The organism is Cohnella rhizosphaerae, assembly GCF_029525575.1.
Taxonomy (GTDB): domain Bacteria; phylum Bacillota; class Bacilli; order Paenibacillales; family Paenibacillaceae; genus Cohnella; species Cohnella rhizosphaerae.
Map to the genome: position 1 here is coordinate 1,123,049 of NZ_JAPDIA010000003.1, position 15,372 is coordinate 1,138,420.

15 protein-coding genes and 2 pseudogenes are annotated in these 15,372 nt (G+C 63.5%); 13 read left to right on the top strand and 4 right to left on the bottom strand.

What is annotated here, in order from left to right; translation table 11 throughout:
• Window positions 1-49 precede the first annotated feature (49 nt).
• Window positions 50-742, top strand: coding sequence for a hypothetical protein (locus tag OMP40_RS10815; RefSeq protein WP_277531246.1), 693 nt, complete (start codon window positions 50-52; stop codon window positions 740-742).
• Here OMP40_RS10815 and OMP40_RS43080 read toward each other — a convergent pair.
• The 4 genes from OMP40_RS43080 to OMP40_RS10835 form a co-directional block, all read right to left on the bottom strand.
• Window positions 728-1,903: a FecCD family ABC transporter permease gene (locus OMP40_RS43080; RefSeq protein WP_459076908.1), complete on the bottom strand. Its 1,176-nt coding sequence runs from the start codon at window positions 1,901-1,903 to the stop codon at window positions 728-730. The genes OMP40_RS10815 and OMP40_RS43080 overlap by 15 nt on opposite strands.
• A complete protein-coding gene (locus OMP40_RS10825; protein ID WP_277531247.1) occupies window positions 1,900-2,916 on the bottom strand; it encodes a FecCD family ABC transporter permease in 1,017 nt (338 codons plus the stop codon). Before OMP40_RS10825 ends, OMP40_RS43080 begins: the two co-directional genes overlap by 4 nt.
• 82 nt (window positions 2,917-2,998) lie before the next feature.
• Window positions 2,999-4,273 carry a stalk domain-containing protein gene (locus tag OMP40_RS10830; protein WP_277531248.1) on the bottom strand — a complete coding sequence of 425 codons (1,275 nt, stop codon included), beginning with the start codon at window positions 4,271-4,273 and terminating at the stop codon, window positions 2,999-3,001.
• Between the two features lie 131 nt (window positions 4,274-4,404).
• Complete coding sequence (locus tag OMP40_RS10835; protein WP_277531249.1) at window positions 4,405-4,776, bottom strand: hypothetical protein; 372 nt, start codon at window positions 4,774-4,776, stop codon at window positions 4,405-4,407.
• Between OMP40_RS10835 and OMP40_RS10840 the strand changes: the two genes are divergently transcribed.
• From OMP40_RS10840 to OMP40_RS10890, 12 genes and pseudogenes are all read left to right on the top strand, one after another.
• Window positions 4,760-5,197, top strand: coding sequence for a hypothetical protein (locus OMP40_RS10840; RefSeq protein ID WP_277531250.1), 438 nt, complete (start codon window positions 4,760-4,762; stop codon window positions 5,195-5,197). The genes OMP40_RS10835 and OMP40_RS10840 overlap by 17 nt on opposite strands.
• Before the next feature lie 107 nt (window positions 5,198-5,304).
• Window positions 5,305-6,121 (top strand): annotated as a pseudogene (locus OMP40_RS10845) (ABC transporter ATP-binding protein).
• 236 nt (window positions 6,122-6,357) lie between these two features.
• Window positions 6,358-6,588, top strand: a pseudogene (locus OMP40_RS41455) (IucA/IucC family C-terminal-domain containing protein); the annotation flags it as partial.
• 157 nt (window positions 6,589-6,745) lie between these two features.
• A complete protein-coding gene (locus OMP40_RS41460) occupies window positions 6,746-6,910 on the top strand; it encodes a (2Fe-2S)-binding protein (RefSeq protein WP_420871919.1) in 165 nt (54 codons plus the stop codon).
• Window positions 6,911-7,141: 231 nt separating this feature from the next.
• Window positions 7,142-7,951 carry an ATP-grasp domain-containing protein gene (locus OMP40_RS10855; RefSeq protein ID WP_277531253.1) on the top strand — a complete coding sequence of 270 codons (810 nt, stop codon included), beginning with the start codon at window positions 7,142-7,144 and terminating at the stop codon, window positions 7,949-7,951.
• Window positions 7,920-8,147 (top strand): hypothetical protein, encoded by a 228-nt coding sequence (locus OMP40_RS10860; RefSeq protein ID WP_277531254.1) that lies wholly within the window; start codon window positions 7,920-7,922, stop codon window positions 8,145-8,147. The genes OMP40_RS10855 and OMP40_RS10860 overlap by 32 nt, the downstream gene beginning before the upstream one ends.
• Before the next feature lie 16 nt (window positions 8,148-8,163).
• Window positions 8,164-9,522, top strand: a complete 1,359-nt coding sequence (locus OMP40_RS10865; RefSeq protein WP_277531255.1) for a diaminobutyrate--2-oxoglutarate transaminase — start codon at window positions 8,164-8,166, stop codon at window positions 9,520-9,522.
• Window positions 9,523-9,577: 55 nt separating this feature from the next.
• Window positions 9,578-11,245, top strand: coding sequence for an IucA/IucC family protein (locus OMP40_RS10870; RefSeq protein WP_277531256.1), 1,668 nt, complete (start codon window positions 9,578-9,580; stop codon window positions 11,243-11,245).
• A 77-nt stretch (window positions 11,246-11,322) separates the two neighbouring features.
• A complete protein-coding gene (locus OMP40_RS10875; RefSeq protein ID WP_277531258.1) occupies window positions 11,323-13,035 on the top strand; it encodes an IucA/IucC family protein in 1,713 nt (570 codons plus the stop codon).
• Window positions 13,032-14,138 (top strand): HpcH/HpaI aldolase family protein, encoded by a 1,107-nt coding sequence (locus OMP40_RS10880; protein ID WP_277531260.1) that lies wholly within the window; start codon window positions 13,032-13,034, stop codon window positions 14,136-14,138. The genes OMP40_RS10875 and OMP40_RS10880 overlap by 4 nt, the downstream gene beginning before the upstream one ends.
• Window positions 14,135-15,076, top strand: a complete 942-nt coding sequence (locus tag OMP40_RS10885) for a type III PLP-dependent enzyme domain-containing protein (protein ID WP_277531262.1) — start codon at window positions 14,135-14,137, stop codon at window positions 15,074-15,076. Before OMP40_RS10880 ends, OMP40_RS10885 begins: the two co-directional genes overlap by 4 nt.
• Window positions 15,001-15,357 carry a type III PLP-dependent enzyme domain-containing protein gene (locus OMP40_RS10890; RefSeq protein ID WP_277531264.1) on the top strand — a complete coding sequence of 119 codons (357 nt, stop codon included), beginning with the start codon at window positions 15,001-15,003 and terminating at the stop codon, window positions 15,355-15,357. The genes OMP40_RS10885 and OMP40_RS10890 overlap by 76 nt, the downstream gene beginning before the upstream one ends.
• Window positions 15,358-15,372 lie beyond the last annotated feature (15 nt).

A 15,372-nucleotide genomic window follows, 5' to 3' on the forward strand; every position in this document is an offset into this window, starting at 1 on the left:
TTCTAAAGTAGGAGATGCAAGACAAACTATAAGCAGGAGTGATTCAACGATGAAAAGCAAGTCTCTGTTCGCCAAAATCGCCGTCACCGCCATGGCCGTCGCCGCGCTGGGCAGCCCAGTCGCCGCCTTTGCGGCGGCCGGGCCTGCGCTTGCCGAGAAGTATGCGCTCTCCCAGGCGCCGCTGTCTCAATCGTCGGCCAAGCTAACTGCAGGAGTGGCCGCAAAGGCAATCTCCCAAACCGCGATCATGCAGCTGCCCGACCCGTCCGAGGTCGCCGCGAAGTACGCGCCGGACACCGTCGAGGAATGGAAGAAGACGCTGGCCAGTTACAACAAGCTCGCTCCGGTCAAGACGCTGTCGCTGTCTGCCGCCACTCTGCCTGCTTCCGGTTCGGTCGAGGCAGCGCAGCCCGCGGCTGCCGTCACGATTCGCCAGGGAAGCCTGACGGAGACGGGTTCGATCTCTCTGCAGTTGGTCAAACCGGGCGAGGGAGGCATCGTGACGGCGCCTTCGACATTGACGGCCGTCGCCGGGGGGCAAGACCGTGACGGCGGCTGCGGCGCCTGTAGGCGTCGGCATTATCGAAGGCCGAATCGCGCTGGGCCAAGCCGTCGAATCGGGCGATGCGGAGAAGATCGAGCAGGCGCTCGGCAAGCTGCTGGCGCAATACAAATCGGTCATCGCGGAGCTGCAGCAGGCGAAGTAAGGCAGGGAGATCGCAAAAGGTTAGAGGATGTATAAACAGAAGAAGCCGTTCGATCGGCCGTGATCGGCTAGACGGGATGAAGCAGAGATGCAATCTGTTTTGTCCCGTCTTTCGTATGCGAGACGGTCCCTATGCGACGCATGGCAATTACCGCTCACGCATGGCGATTGCGATAGAGCAGGTAGATGAAAAAAGGCGCGCCGACGCCGGCCGTAAATACGCCGACCGGAATATCGTAAGGTAAAAAAAGCCGTGCGGGAGATCGTATCGGCTATGACGACGATCAGACCGCCGAGCAAAGCGGAGATCGGCAGCATGCCGCCGAACGAGGAGCCGACCAGTTTGCGAGCCATATGCGGCGCGATCAGCCCGACGAACGAAATGGCGCCGCCGACGGCGACGGCAGCGCCGGCGAGCGCCACGCTGATCATGAGCAGGCCGAAGCGGTGCCGCTGAACGGCGCTGCCTACGCCGGAGGCGACATCGTCGCCGAGCTGCAGGGCGTTCACATGACGGGCGAGCGCGAAGGCGACCGGGATAAACACGGCCAGCCATGGCGCGATCATCCCCACCATCCCCCAATCGCTCCCGTACACGGTGCCGGTGAGCCATACATAAGCCTGCGACGACGTATAGGCAGGATTTTTAAGCAGCAGCACCTTGGTCGCGGAACCCAGCAAAAAGTTGATGCCGATCCCGACCAGCACGAGCCGGATCGCCGTCACGCCCCGCCGCCAGGCGAGCATGTAGATGAGCAGCGCGGTCAGGCAGGCGCCTGTCATCGCCGCGACCGGCAGCCAGACGATGCTGACCGTCGCCGACAAATAGCTGATAAAAACAACGGCAGCCAGCGACGCGCCGCTCGTGATGCCGATAATATCGGGAGAAGCGAGCGGATTGCGGATGATGCCCTGCAGGAGAGAGCCGGCCGCCGCCAGCGCGATGCCGACGAGGAACGCGGCCAGAATACGGGGAAGCCGGATCGTATGGACGACGAGCCTGTGCTCCTCGGCGCCGCTGCCGAGCATGGCCCGCACGACTTCCTGCGGATACATGCGCATATCGCCGAGACCTACGGAGAGCAGCAGCGCCGCGGCGCCGGCGACGGCCAGCACGATCGCCGTCGTCAGCGTCTTTTTGTGCAGCAAAAAGGAAATCGGCAGCCTGGCGAACCGGGCGGATTTGTAGCTTTTCACTTTTGGGCGAGCCCCTTTCTGGCGATCGCGATGAAGGCCGGCGTGCCGATGATCGCGGTCATGATGCCGACCGGCAGCTCCTCCGGACGGATGAGGAAGCGTCCGGCGATGTCGGCCGAGAGCAGGAGCAGCGCGCCGGCCACGGCGCTGTAGGGGACGATCCAGCGATAATCGCTCCCGGTGAACGGACGGACGAGCGTCGGCACGATCAGTCCGATGAAGCCCACGGGACCGGCTACGGCCACCGAGCTGCCGGCCAGCGCCACGACGATTATGCCGGCGAAAATCTTGATGAGCGCGGTTCGCTGCCCCAGACCTTGCGCCGTATGCTCCCCCATCGTCAGCACGTTCATATGCCGCGCGATCCACAGCGCGCCGATCATGCCGGCTGCCATCACGGGCAGCACCGCCTGCAGCATCTCGAGCGATCTGCCCGCCACGGAGCCGGTCAGCCAGAACATCATTTCGCTCAGCCCTTGCTCGTTCAGCACGAGCATGCCCTGCGTGAAGGATGAGAATAGCGCGCTCAGCGCGGCCCCCGCGAGGATGATCTTAAGCGGCGTCAGACCGTCGCGGCCGATCGCCCCGAGCATATATACGGCGATCGCGGCGATCGCGGCTCCCGCGAAGGAGACGGCGGTCAGCGCCGGCAGCGACGATATCGAGAGCCGGGTCACGGCGAACACGATCAAGCAGGAAGCGCCGTAGTTGATGCCGAGCAGGCTGGGATCGGCCAGCGGATTGCGCGTGAGGCCCTGAATCAGCGCGCCGGCGACGGCGAGGCAGGCGCCGATGGCCGCCGCCGTGAACGCCCGGGGCATGCGCGCCGTATGCACGATGATCTGCGCGTTCGAAGCAGCGTCATACTTCGTCGCCGCGCGGTAGATGTCGGACAAGCCGATCGTGGACAAGCCGAACGCCATGCTGGCGAACAGGCCCGCGGCCACGAGGACGAGCCCGAGCGCAAGTCCGACTGTCTTGAACAGGGGGCTGGCTGACAATCTTTCCATCATTTCCGCTCCAGTTCCTGAGCGCGCGAAAGAATGAGCCCGGGGCTCATTCCTCCATGTCGCTTCAATGCAATTCAATAGACCATTAGACGTCAAAGTAGAAGAACAGATCGTCCAGCAGCATCTTGGCTGCCGTAGCGCCCCCGGACAAGTTCCAGGTGATGTCGTTGACCTTGTAGTATTTGCCGTTCTTTACGCCCTTGAGGTTCGTCCAGAGCGGATTCTTCTGCCAGGCTTCCTGCGTCTTGAACTCGTCGCCGCCCTGATTGCTGGACGTAATGTCGAAGATGATGTCGCCGTCCATCAGCGGAATCTGCTCCTGCGAGGACAGGTCGACAAACGTCTTGTCCGGCGACTGCTGGGACTTCGGCCGGCTCAGGCCGAGCTCGCTCAGAATGGAGCCCGCGAACCCGGTGACGTAGATGCGCGCCGAGTTGTCGTCGTAGAAGCGGACGATCGATACTTCGCTGTTCGCGCGATCTCCGATGTTGGCTTTGAAGCTGGCCACCCGCTTGTTCCAGTCGGCCATGAACGCATCGTTTACGGCTTCCTTGTTAAGCGCTTTGGCGGCCATGCTCATATTTTCTTTCCATTCGAACAGTTGGCCGACGAACAGCGTGGGCGCGATCTTCGACAGCTGATCGTAGATTTTCTCGTGTCGCGTCTTGGCGCCGATGATGAGATCGGGCTTAAGCGCGACGATCGCTTCGATATTGGGCTGAAGCTCGCTGCCGAGGCTCTTGACGCCGCTCATATCCGCTCTCAGGTAGTGATACCATGGCGTCTGCACCCACGATTCGATCGCGCCGACGGGCTTGACGCCCAGCGTGAGGGAGATGTCGACCATGCCGTTGAAAAGAACGACGACGCGCTTTGGAACGGAAGTGAGCGTCGTCTGTCCCATCGCATGCGCGATCGTGCGCTTCGTCTCGATGCTGGCCGTCCTGGCGCTGTCGTTCCAGTTCACCCACAGACCGAACGCTTCGCCGAGGAAGCGCAGCGGGACGAACGTACGTCCCGAACGCTCGATCACCTTGGCCGGGAGCGTGACGGACGCGCCGTCGACGCTCGCCTTGTCGCTGCCGATCGTCAGCTCGACCTTCTGCTGGTTCCGCTTGACGACGAGCTTCTTGGTCTTGGCGTCGAAGCTTAACGTCGCGCCGAGCTTGGGGATCAGGCTGCTGTAGGGGACCATCGTCGTACCGTTCACGACTTGAGGCGCCACGTCGAGGGCGAGACGCTGACCGTCCACGACGACCTGGATCGGCGCGGCGGCGACAGCCGGCGCGAAGGGGGCCGATACGGCCGCCAAGGCGACCGTCAGACCGAGCGTTAACGTGCGGAACAAAGATTTGAGCATAGAAAAAATGAATCCACCTTTCGTCCGATAAAATTGATATTGATAATCATTATCAAAACAAATCGTTATTATCATATTTTTCCGCAGCCAGAATTGTCAACCATTATTTTGGAAAATCCGCTTGACCGCGATTAATCTCCCGCTTTGTCGGACAACTGACGGAACGCCTGGTACAGCTCGTAATCGAGCTGTAGCATCGCCTCCGAATCGAACGGGTCGCTCGTCTGGAGCGCGTTCAGACTATCGATCTTTTTTTGCAGAAAATCGGTCATGTCGGGATAGGCGGCGTTCACTTTGTCCTTCATCGTCTCCCAGGCTTGCGCAATCTGGTCCGCGCATGCCTTGATCTTCTCCGCGTCGCCGTTCTCCGTCTGCTGCTTGAGCTCCTTAACGAGCGAACGTATCGTCTCGATCTCGCTTTTAAGCTTGGCAATTTGCGCATCGTCCGTCGCCTTCGTATCTTTGCTTCGGTCCAGTATCGAATCGGTGACCGCCTGGTTCACCGATGCGTTGTTCTTTTTGGCTTCTTTGGCCGGCGGCGGCGTGGCGGCCGGAGCGGCGGGCGAGCGCGTTGGCGGCGCGGCCGGCGTAGCGGCGGCTTCGCTCGCGGCGGGAGACGGATCGGGAACGGCCGACGCTTCGACGGTCTGTGCCGCCGCGGACGCCGAAGCCTGCGAGGACCCGGAGGGCGCCGCCGAAGGAGCGGATTCGGCGGCAGCGGCAGACGGAGAAGCCGCATCGTCCGTTACGGACGGAGCGGCGGTCGATTGGATGTATCGCTCGGCGGAAGGGGGAAGCGCTGCAGCCTGCTGCGATGACGACGACTGCCGCCAGGGACAAGCGAATAAGCGGCGCAGTTGGAAAAACTGCCATGAGATACCTCCTAAGGTTTTTGCTGATTGTCTGTGTCGTACGTTATTTTAGGGCAACTGGAATTCATTATCAATCATTTTTTGAGAATAATTATCAATATCATTGACAGCGATCCATGGAATGCTTAAAGTGAATGGTAAATAAAGGGGGCGGCCCGCTTGAACGCTTTGGAAACCCGCGACTTGTCGATTAGCTACGGCAGCGCCTTTATTTTCCGGGATTTGAATCTGTCGATTGCCAGGGGCGAGGTGACCGCGCTGATCGGTCCGAACGGCTTGCGGCAAGTCGACGCTGCTCCGGACGATGGCGCGTCTGCTCAAGCCGAGGCAGGGCGGCGTGCTGCTGGAGGGAAGAAGCATCGCCGAGCTGCCGACGAAGGAAGTCGCCAAGCGGATGGCGCTGCTGCCGCAAGGGCCGACGGCGCCGGAGGGACTTAGCGTGCTTCAGCTCGTCAAGCAAGGCAGGTATCCATACCAGAGCTGGATGCGGCAGTGGTCCGTCGAAGACGAACGGCAGGTGACGAAGGCGCTGGAGACGACCGGACTGTCGGAGCTGGCGGAGCGCCCGGTCGATTCGCTGTCCGGCGGGCAGCGTCAGCGCGCCTGGATCGCGATGGTGCTCGCGCAGGGTACCGATATCGTGCTGCTGGACGAACCGACGACGTATCTGGATCTGACGCATCAGATCGAAGCGCTGGACCTGCTGTATACGCTCAACCAAAGCGAGGGCCGGACGATCGTCATGGTGCTTCACGACATTAATCTGGCTTGCCGGTACGCGCATCGTATCGTGGCGATCCGGGACCGCGAGATCTATGCGGAGGGTGCGCCCGAAGAGATCGTCACCGCCGACATGATCGAAGCGGTGTTCGGCTTGAAGTCGAGCGTCATTCAGGACCCGCTGTACGGAACGCCGCTGTGCGTGCCGCACGGCAAGGGCAGGCGAGCGGCGCAGGAAAAAGGAGGACGCATATGACAGCAGCATTCAGCAACGAAGAGCTCGACAAGCTGGCCGGCGAATTCCGCTTCGCGACGGCGCCTTCGGCGGACCGGTCCATGTCGATCCGCGCCGCCGATCTGCTCGATCCGGATCTATGTATCGCCTATCTTGACCGCGTCAACGCCGTGTTCGAAGCCACGACCCGAACGGCGTGCGCCTCCCTGTTCGCGAAGCGCTACAGCTGCCTGGCGATGGCGTCCAGCCTCTACGCGATGAGCGTGCTGAATAAATGCTTCGACTACGGCTTGGATAACTGCCACGTCGAGTCCCACTATCAGGGATCGCCGTGGCTGCCGCGGGTTCGCCTGGACGACCGGTCGCTTACGCAGCCGGGACCGCTGGGCCGGGAAGCATGGCGCGAGAGCGTCCTTCGCCGCGTCTTCGCCGACAATTTGTCGCGCGTATGGGGAAGCTTGTCCAAGGCCGGACCGGTGTCCAAAGCCGTACTATGGGAAAATACGGCGATCTATGTGCATTGGCTCTATGAGGACCGGTTCGTCGAGGGCGCCGGCGAGGAAGAGGCGGCCCGCTTGCGGGAGGACTACCGCTATCTGATGAGCGGCGCGCCGGGGGGAGCTGTTCGGAGAACGCGTCAACCCGTTGTCCCGCTTCGATGCGCCGAAGGTCGCGACGAAGGGATCGGGCACGCCGATCCGTATCCGCAAAACCTGCTGTTTTTATTACCAGGCATCGGACGAGCCCGACGATTATTGTCCGACTTGCCCCAAGCTCAAACATGAGAAGGTGGCGGAGACAAGCGTGTAAGCAGCATTTTTTCCGATTACGCCATTAAAGTGCGATGGTTTTAAGCGCCTTTTTCCATGCCAAGAAGAAGGCGTTTTTTGTCATGCATCAATACATATATATACATAAATAAATGATATTGACATTTATGAGCCGGGCGATTTATGATTATCGCGATAAATGATATTGAGTATCATTATCATTTAAGGGCATGGCGTATCATTCGGATTCGACAGAGGAGGAAGCGGCCGCTTGAAACGCGATCAGTCGCAGGATGCACAGACGCACAACAGGCTTATTTTGAAAAAGGCGGAGGCGCTTGGAATCGCGGGGAGGCTGCTGATCCCCGGCGACGAGGAATTTCTGGAGCTGACTTGGGCGGGCAAACGCATCGTCGTCAACCGTACGCGCTCGCACAGGATGCCGCTGCTGGCAGGTCTGCTGGCCAAGAACAAGGCCGCCTCCAACCTGCTGTTCGCAAGAAGCGGACTGCCGGTCCCGGCCTATACGGTCGTATCCGGTCCGGGCGAGGAGGCGCTCCAATTCTGGCGGGCGCACCGCCTCGTGACGGTGAAGCCGCTGGACGCCAGCCGCAGCGCGGGCGTGACGATCCGCGTGAGGAGCGAGGACGAGCTGGTCGGCGCCGTGAGGCGTGCGCTCGTTCATAGCGACCGCGTCATGCTGCAGAAGTACGTGCACGGGAGCGACTACCGGGTGCTCATCGTCGGGGGGCGAGTCGTCGGCGCACTGGAATACCGGGCGGCGAGCGTCGAGGGAGACGGCAAGTCGACGCTGGGACAGCTGATCGAGCGCTTGAACGCGGAGCAGGCGAGCCGCAGCCGCCGCGCCGGAGCGGTCGGCTCCTACTTGCCGGTCGACGTGCTTGGGGGAGACGCTGCAGGCGGGCCTTGCGCAAGCGGGCAGAGGTCTCGCCGACGTACCCGCGGTCGGCGAGCGGGTGCGCCTGTTCGAGCGGGACAATATGGCGGCAAGCGAGATCAGCGAGGTGCCGTTCGACAGATCCGGAGATATGCATCCGGACCATGCGCGCGTCGCCGTTGAGGCGGCTGCCGCACTTGCGCTCGACGTCGCCGGCGTCGATATTCGCTGCCGGGACATCCGTCAGCCGCTTGACGAGGAGAACGGGGGGATTATTGAGGTCAACGCTTTGCCGGACATGATCGATCCGTACTTGTATTTTCAAGGCGACGAGCCCGACGTATTCGAGCAGTATTTGCGCTACTTATTCGAAGAATAGAAGGAGTGCACGAATTATGCTACCTACGCAGGCGGGTCAGCCCGATTTGCAATGGCAGTCCGAACGGGAGTCGAACGCGAGGTCGTACCCGCGCCGCTTCCCGCTCGTCATCCACCAGGCCAAGGGCATCAAGATTACCGACACGGACGGAAAAACGTATTACGATTGCCTCGCCGGGGCGGGAACGCTGGCGCTCGGCCACAATCCCGATGTCGTGACGGCGGCCATCGAGGACGTGCTCCGGCGCCAGATCCCGCTGCACACGCTGGATTTGGCGACGCCGCTGAAGCTCGAATTTATGCAGGAGCTCGCGTCGCTGCTGCCGGAGGGACTTCGGGACACCGCCAAGATCCAGTTCTGCGGCCCGACCGGCGCGGACGGCGTCGAGGCCGCCGTCAAGCTGGTGAAGACCGCTACCGGCGGCAGATCGATTCTGGCCTTCTCGGGCGCCTATCATGGCTCGACCCAGGCGACGATGGCGATGGGCGGCAATCTCGGCAAGAAGCAGCATATGCAAAGTCTGCTGCCGGACGTCCACTTTTTGCCGTTCCCCTATGAATATCGTTGTCCGTTCGGCGTCGGCGAAGGACAAACGGCCGCGATCAGCGCCCAATATATCGAGAATTTGCTGGACGACTGCGAGAGCGGCATCGCGGCGCCCTGCGGCTTGATCGTCGAGACGGTACAGGGAGAAGGCGGCGCGGTGCCGGCCGATCTCGAATGGCTCCGGCAGGTGCGCCGCATGACGGCGGAGCGGGGCATCCCGTTGATCGTGGACGAGGTGCAGACGGGCATCGGGCGCACCGGCGCCATGTTCTCCTTCGAGCATGCGGGCATCGTGCCGGACGTGATCGTGTGCTCGAAGGCGGTTGGCGGCGGCTTGCCGATGTCGGTCGTCATCTACAAGGCGGAGCTGGACCGCTGGCAGCCTGGCGCGCATACCGGCACCTTTCGCGGCAATCAGCTCGGCATGGCGACCGGGCTCGCGACGCTGCGATATATCAGGGAGCACGATGTGCTCGGCAATGTGAACGCGCGCAGCGCGCAGTTTTTCGAAGGCCTGCGCCGTCTGCAGAAGCGGCATCCGGCGCTCGGCGACGTCAGAGGCCGCGGCCTGATGATCGGCGTCGAGATCGTGGACGCCTTCGGACGCCCGGATCGCCTCGGCCGTCCTCCGGCAAGCGGCGAGCTGGCATCGCGCATTCAGGCGGCATGCTTCCGGCGCGGACTGATCGTCGAGTCGGGCGGCCGTCACTCGGCCGTCCTGCGCTTCCTGCCGCCGCTCACGATCTCCGAACGGGAGACGGCCGAGGTGCTCGCCATCTTCGGGCAGGCGGTCGACGAGGCTGTCGCCGCTGCGCAGCCTTCCTGCTGAAGTTGGCTGCCGTCCGAATGTATTCGTTTCATCCAGAGAAAGAAGGTGCGGCGCATTGCCCGCGACGGAAGAACAACGGCGGCTTGAAGCCGAGGAGCTGGCCAACCGCCAAACGTGCAAAATCTTGCTCAATTGCTATATCAGAGAGCGCTGCTGCGAACACCCGGCTCTATTCAACGCGGCGTCCGGCGGGCGTGCGTTTGCCGTCGACTTTCCGGCGAGCGGCGTCCGGCTGACGGGTCGGCTGTCCATGTACGCCGCGACGGGCGAGCACGAGTACGGGCATTTTGACGGAAGAGAGCCGACATCCGCGGAGCTGGCCGGTTGGATCGTCGCCGAGCTTAGACGCGAGGATGCGTCCGTCACGGACGAACAGGCGGCCGACTTCATGGACAAGGTCGCCGGCAGCTGCCGCAATATGGCGCTATTCGCGGGGCGCGCGAAGCCGGCGCGCGACTTCGATTATTTGTCGTCCGAACAGTCGCTGCTTTTCGGCCATCCGTTTCACCCTTTTCCTAAAAATATGTCGGGCTTCACGGCGGCTGACGTGTCGCGATTCGCGCCCGAGCTGGGCAACGGCTTCCCGCTGTGCTATATGGCCGTCCGCGGCAAGCTGTACCGCGAGGAATGGCTCTCCGGCCGCAGAACCGTTGAGCCGCAAGGCAGCGTCGTCAAGCGCGCGCGGGAGAAGCTGGGCGACGCTGCGGACGAATACGGGCTGCTGCCGGTCCACCCGTGGCAGTATGAACATGTTCTGGGTATCCCCGCAGTCGAGGCTGCGATCGCCCGGGGCGATGTCGTCCCGCTCGGCGGCTGCGGTCCGATGGCCTATCCGACATCTTCGGTGCGCACCGTTTACGTGCCGGACATGCGCTGCAACATCAAGCTGCCGCTCGACATTCAGATTACGAATCTCAGGCGCAATAATACGCGCGAGCAGATGCGGCGCACGATGGACGCGGCTGCGTATGTGCGCGACAGCGGCTGCTTCGGCCGCGAGCCGCATACGCGGATCGCTTCCGAGGAGGGCGTATGCGGCTGCGCGTTCGGCGACGAATCGCTCGAGGCGCTGCTGACGGTCGCCTACCGACCGGTTCTTTTCGATACCAAGACGACCTATGTGCTGTCTAGCCTGGCCGAGGCGCCCGCCGGAGAGGGACCGTCGCGACTGAGTCAGGTCATGGACCGCCGCCGCGCGGAGCCGTGGTTCCGCCGTTACCTGGACATCTCGCTGCTGCCGCTCGTTCGGGCCGCCGAGGAGAAAGGCATTCATTTTGAAGCGCATCTGCAGAACGCGCTGCTCACCGTGCGGGACGGCATGCCCGAGACGTTTATCGTCCGGGATCTCGAAGGCGTCAGCGTGGACCGGGACCTGGCCGCACGCGGCGCGAATCCGACGGGACCGCTGTTCTATGACAAAGCGCAGGCGAGGGCGCGCACCGACTATTATTTGATCGTCAACCATCTGGGCTCCTTCATACACGCGATCGCGAGGGAGACGGGGCTGGAAGAGATGGGCCTGTGGTCCGTCGTAAGGGAATCGCTGGCGCGGGAGTATGCGAGGACGGGCAATGCTTATGCGCGGCATCTGCTGACGGCCGACGTGCTGTACGCCAAAAAAAATATGGCGAGCTGTCTCGCCGCCCACGGAGAGTCGCCTTCGTACGTGCCGTTGAAAAATCTGCTGAAGAGCAAAGGGAGCGAATGCCATGAGCGGGATTAGCGGCAGGTCCGAAAAGAGGGAGGCCGTCGCGGACGGGGGAGGCGGAACGAATCCTGAACGAGGTCGCGGAACGCATCGTGCGCCAGACGATGGAGGCGCTGCTGTTCGAGGGCATCGTGGAGGCCGAACGCAAGGAAGGGCGCTGGCTGTTCGCCGGACGGACCGCCCAGGGGCGGGAGGTCGGCTATTCGTGCGAAGCCGCGGAAAAACGCTCGTTCGGCCGCATCAAGATCGCGCCCGGCTCGATTCGCCGGGAAGGCGAGGCTACGCCCGGTTTGCATGTCCTGCTGGAGGAGGTCATTCTCAACCGGGAGGCCGGGGAGAAGGCGGCTTCGTTTATCGCGGAGCTGCTGGAGACGCTGGCGAAGGACGCGCAAGCGAGGCAGTCCGAGCCGGAGGAGATTCCGCCTGCGGACCGGCATTACGAAGCGCTGGAAAGCCATATGCGGGACGGGCACCGCTATCATCCGAGCTACAAGTCTCGCCTCGGATTCTCGCTGGCGGACAACGGCGCCTACGGCCCCGAGTTCGACCGCGACGTCCCGCTGCATTGGGCGGCGGTCGACAGAAGGCTCGTCGATGTGTCGTGCGCCGAAGGCCGCGCGCCGGAGGAGCTGGCCGGACGTCACCTGAGCGAAAGGGATCGCAGCCGGTTCGAGCGGGTGCTGCGGGATGCCGGACACCCGGACAAGAACTACGTATTCGTGCCCGTGCATCCGTGGCAGATGGAGCATGTGCTGCCGAGCGTCTTCGCGCCGCAGCTCGCAAGCAAAGACATCGTGCCGCTCGGCGCTTCGGAGCGGCCGTACCGGGCGCAGCAGTCGATCCGGACGCTGGCGAGCAGGCACGACGCGTCCGCCTCCTATATCAAGCTGGCGCTCAGCATCGTCAATACGTCCACGAGCCGCATTCTGGCGCAGCATACGACGAACAACGCGCCGCGCATCAGCGAGTGGCTGGACCGCATCGTTCAAGGCGACGAGCTGCTGCGGCGGGAGCGGTTCGAGATTTTGCGGGAATGGCTGGGGCTGTCCTTCCGCTACGGCGAGCTGCCGCCTGTGCAGCATCGGCTGGCCTACGGTACGCTGGGCGCGATCTGCAGGGAAAATGTGTCGGCGCATCTGACGGACCGCGAGGAAGCCTGGCCGCTGAACGCGCTGTCGCTCGTCCAGCGGAACGGACGGCCTTTCATCGCGGAGGCGATCGGCCGCTATGGCGTCGAGGCATGGAGCGAGGCGCTCATCCGCGTGCTGACGGTGCCGATCGTCCACCTGCTGTGCGCGCACGGGATCGCGCTGGAGTCGCATGCGCAGAACATCATTCTGGTCCTGGAGGACGGCTGGCCGACGCGGATCATCGTCAAGGACCTGCACGACGGCGTCCGCTATGTCGAGGACAAGCTGCTCAGACCGGAGTGGGCGCCCGCGCTTGCGCCCGAGCCGGAGACGCACCGCAAGTTCAATCGCTATTCGTTTTTGCGGACGGAATCGGTCTCCGAGGTGCGCGACTATACGTACGACGCCTTCTTCTTCATCTGCATGACGGATCTTTGCCTGGCGCTCGAGCCGTTCGGACTGTCCGAGGCTTCCTTCTGGCGCCGGACGGCCGAAGCGATCGAATCGTACCAGCAGGCGTATCCGCAGTACCGGGAACGCTTCGAACTGTTCGATCTGTTCGCGGCGGACGCTTTGGTCGAAGAGATGACGAAGCGGCGCCTGCACGGCGACGGAGCGCTGTACTTCCGCAGTCCGCCCAACCCGCTGCGCGCGGCCAGGGACGGTCTGTCGTGAGGGCCAACCGGCTGAAGGAAAAAATCGCGGCCGGCGTCCCGGCGTACGGGCTGTTCGTCTCCATCCCGCATCCGGTCGCGGTCGAGATGATCGGTCATGCGGACTATGACTTCGTCATCATCGACCGCGAGCACGCTTCGACGAGCATGGAGACGACGGAGTCGCTGATCCGCGCGGCGGAGCTGACGGGGATGACGCCGCTCGTCCGCGTAGCCGGGGCGGAGCGCACGGAGATTCTGAAGGTGCTCGACTGCGGCGCCCAGGGCATCGTCATCCCGCATGTCGAATGCAGGGAGCAGGTCGAGGAGGTTGTCCGGTGCGCCTTTTACCACCCGATCGGCCGGCGAAGCCTGAACAGCGGGCGGCCAGCCGCCTTTGCCAAGCATTCGCTGACCGCGTATATCGCGCGGGCGAACGAGGCGCTGCTGATCGTGCCGATGATCGAGAGCGCCGAGGGGGTGGCGCGGCGCGCGTCGATCCTATCGGCGCCGCATGTCGGCTTCGTGCTGGAGGGGGCGGCCGATCTGTCGCAGTCGCTCGGCGTGCCGTGGGATACCGGGCATCCGGAGGTGATGCGGCAGCTTGAGCTGCTGCACGAGGCGTCGCAGCGCTGCGGCGTGCCGTACGCGACCGTCTCGCGGAGCGCGGACGGGCACCGCCTATGGGCGGAGAAGGGCGTGCGCATTTTCGTGCTCGGGGACGACCGCAATACAGCGTTTCGCGCGTACCGCGGCAAGCGGGACGACTACGTCGCGGCGACGCGCGAGGCGGTCGCGTCCGCTGCGAATAGCGGCAGCAAGACCGAAGTGACAGCGACGACGGTCGATGGGGCTTCGGCGCCAGGCGGCGTGAAGGCGGATGGGGCAGGGACGACGGTCGAAGGCGCTGCGGAGCGCGGAGGAAGGGCGGATGGGATAGCGACGACGGTCGATGGGGCTTCGGCGCCCGGCGGCGTGAAGGCGGATGGGGCAGGGACGACGGTCCAAGGCGCTGCGGAGCGCGGAGGAAGGGCGGATGGGATATGGCTGGCGGCCGAGGCTGCGGCGAGGCAGGCAGCGGAAGGGCCGAAGCCGATCGCGGGGAAGAAGGGTGAGGGCGGATGAACGGTCAGTTGACGTCGAACGAGCGGATCGGACAATGGATCGACGAGCGCCGCCGATCCGGCACCGGCGATCCGGTGTGCGCCTATATCTACGACCTGGCGGGCCTGCGAAGCCATGTCTCTTCGATGCTGGACGCGATGCCGGGGGGCGCAAGGCTGTATTATGCGATCAAGGCGAACCCGGACAGGCGCATGCTCGAGACGCTGCTGCCGCTCGTGGCCGGCTTCGAGGTGGCGTCCGCGGGCGAGCTGCGGCTCGTGCGGGAGGTGTCCGCCGATGTGCCGGTGCTGTTCGGCGGGCCGGGCAAGAAGGATGCCGAGCTCCGCGAGGCGCTCCGGCTCGGCGTGAAGTACGTGCACGTCGAGAGTCTGCTGGAGCTGCGCAAGCTGCTGCTGTTCGCCGAAGAGGCGGAGCGCGGCATCGACGTGCTGCTGCGCGTCAACCTGAGATCCGATGCGCTGCCGCAGACCCGAATTACGATGGGCGGGCGGCCGACGCCGTTCGGGCTTGATGAGTCGTTCGTGGAGGAGGCGATCGCCCTGCTGCGGGATGCCGGCCATCGGCATGTCCGCTTTGCAGGGTTTCATTTCCATTCGCTGTCGAACAATCTGGATGCGGAACTGCACGCGGCGATGGTCGAATATTATGTCCGGCGGGTCGCGGCGTGGAAGGCGGCGTACGGTCTGGAGATCAAAGCGATCAATGCGGGCGGCGGCTTCGGCGTCTCCTACGACAGCGCGGCGGGGTTCGACTGGGGGGCTTTTCTGCCGGTTGCTGTCGCAGAGCCCGATCTTGCGGGAGATGGGCGATACGGAACTGCTGTTCGAGCCGGGCCGCCTGATCGTCGCCGACTACGGCTATTATGCGGCGGAGATCGTCGATATCAAGCGCTCGCACGGCCGTTGGTTCGCCGTGCTGCGGGGCGGGACGCATCATAACCGGCTGCCTGCTTCGTGGGGGGCACGATCATCCGTTCCAGGTCTTTCCGGTTGCCGAATGGCCCTATCCGTTCGAGCGCCCGGAGGCGGCGCGGGGGGGCAGGGTCACGATCGTCGGCGAGCTGTGCACGCCCAAAGACCGGCTTCATGCCGATGCGGAGACGGACGGGCTGCGCGCAGGGGATATCGTCGTGTTCGAGAAGTCCGGCGCTTACTGCTGGACGATCTCCCACCACGACTTTTTGGGACATCCCCACCCTGAATTTCATTATCTGACGTGACGAAACGAGGGATTG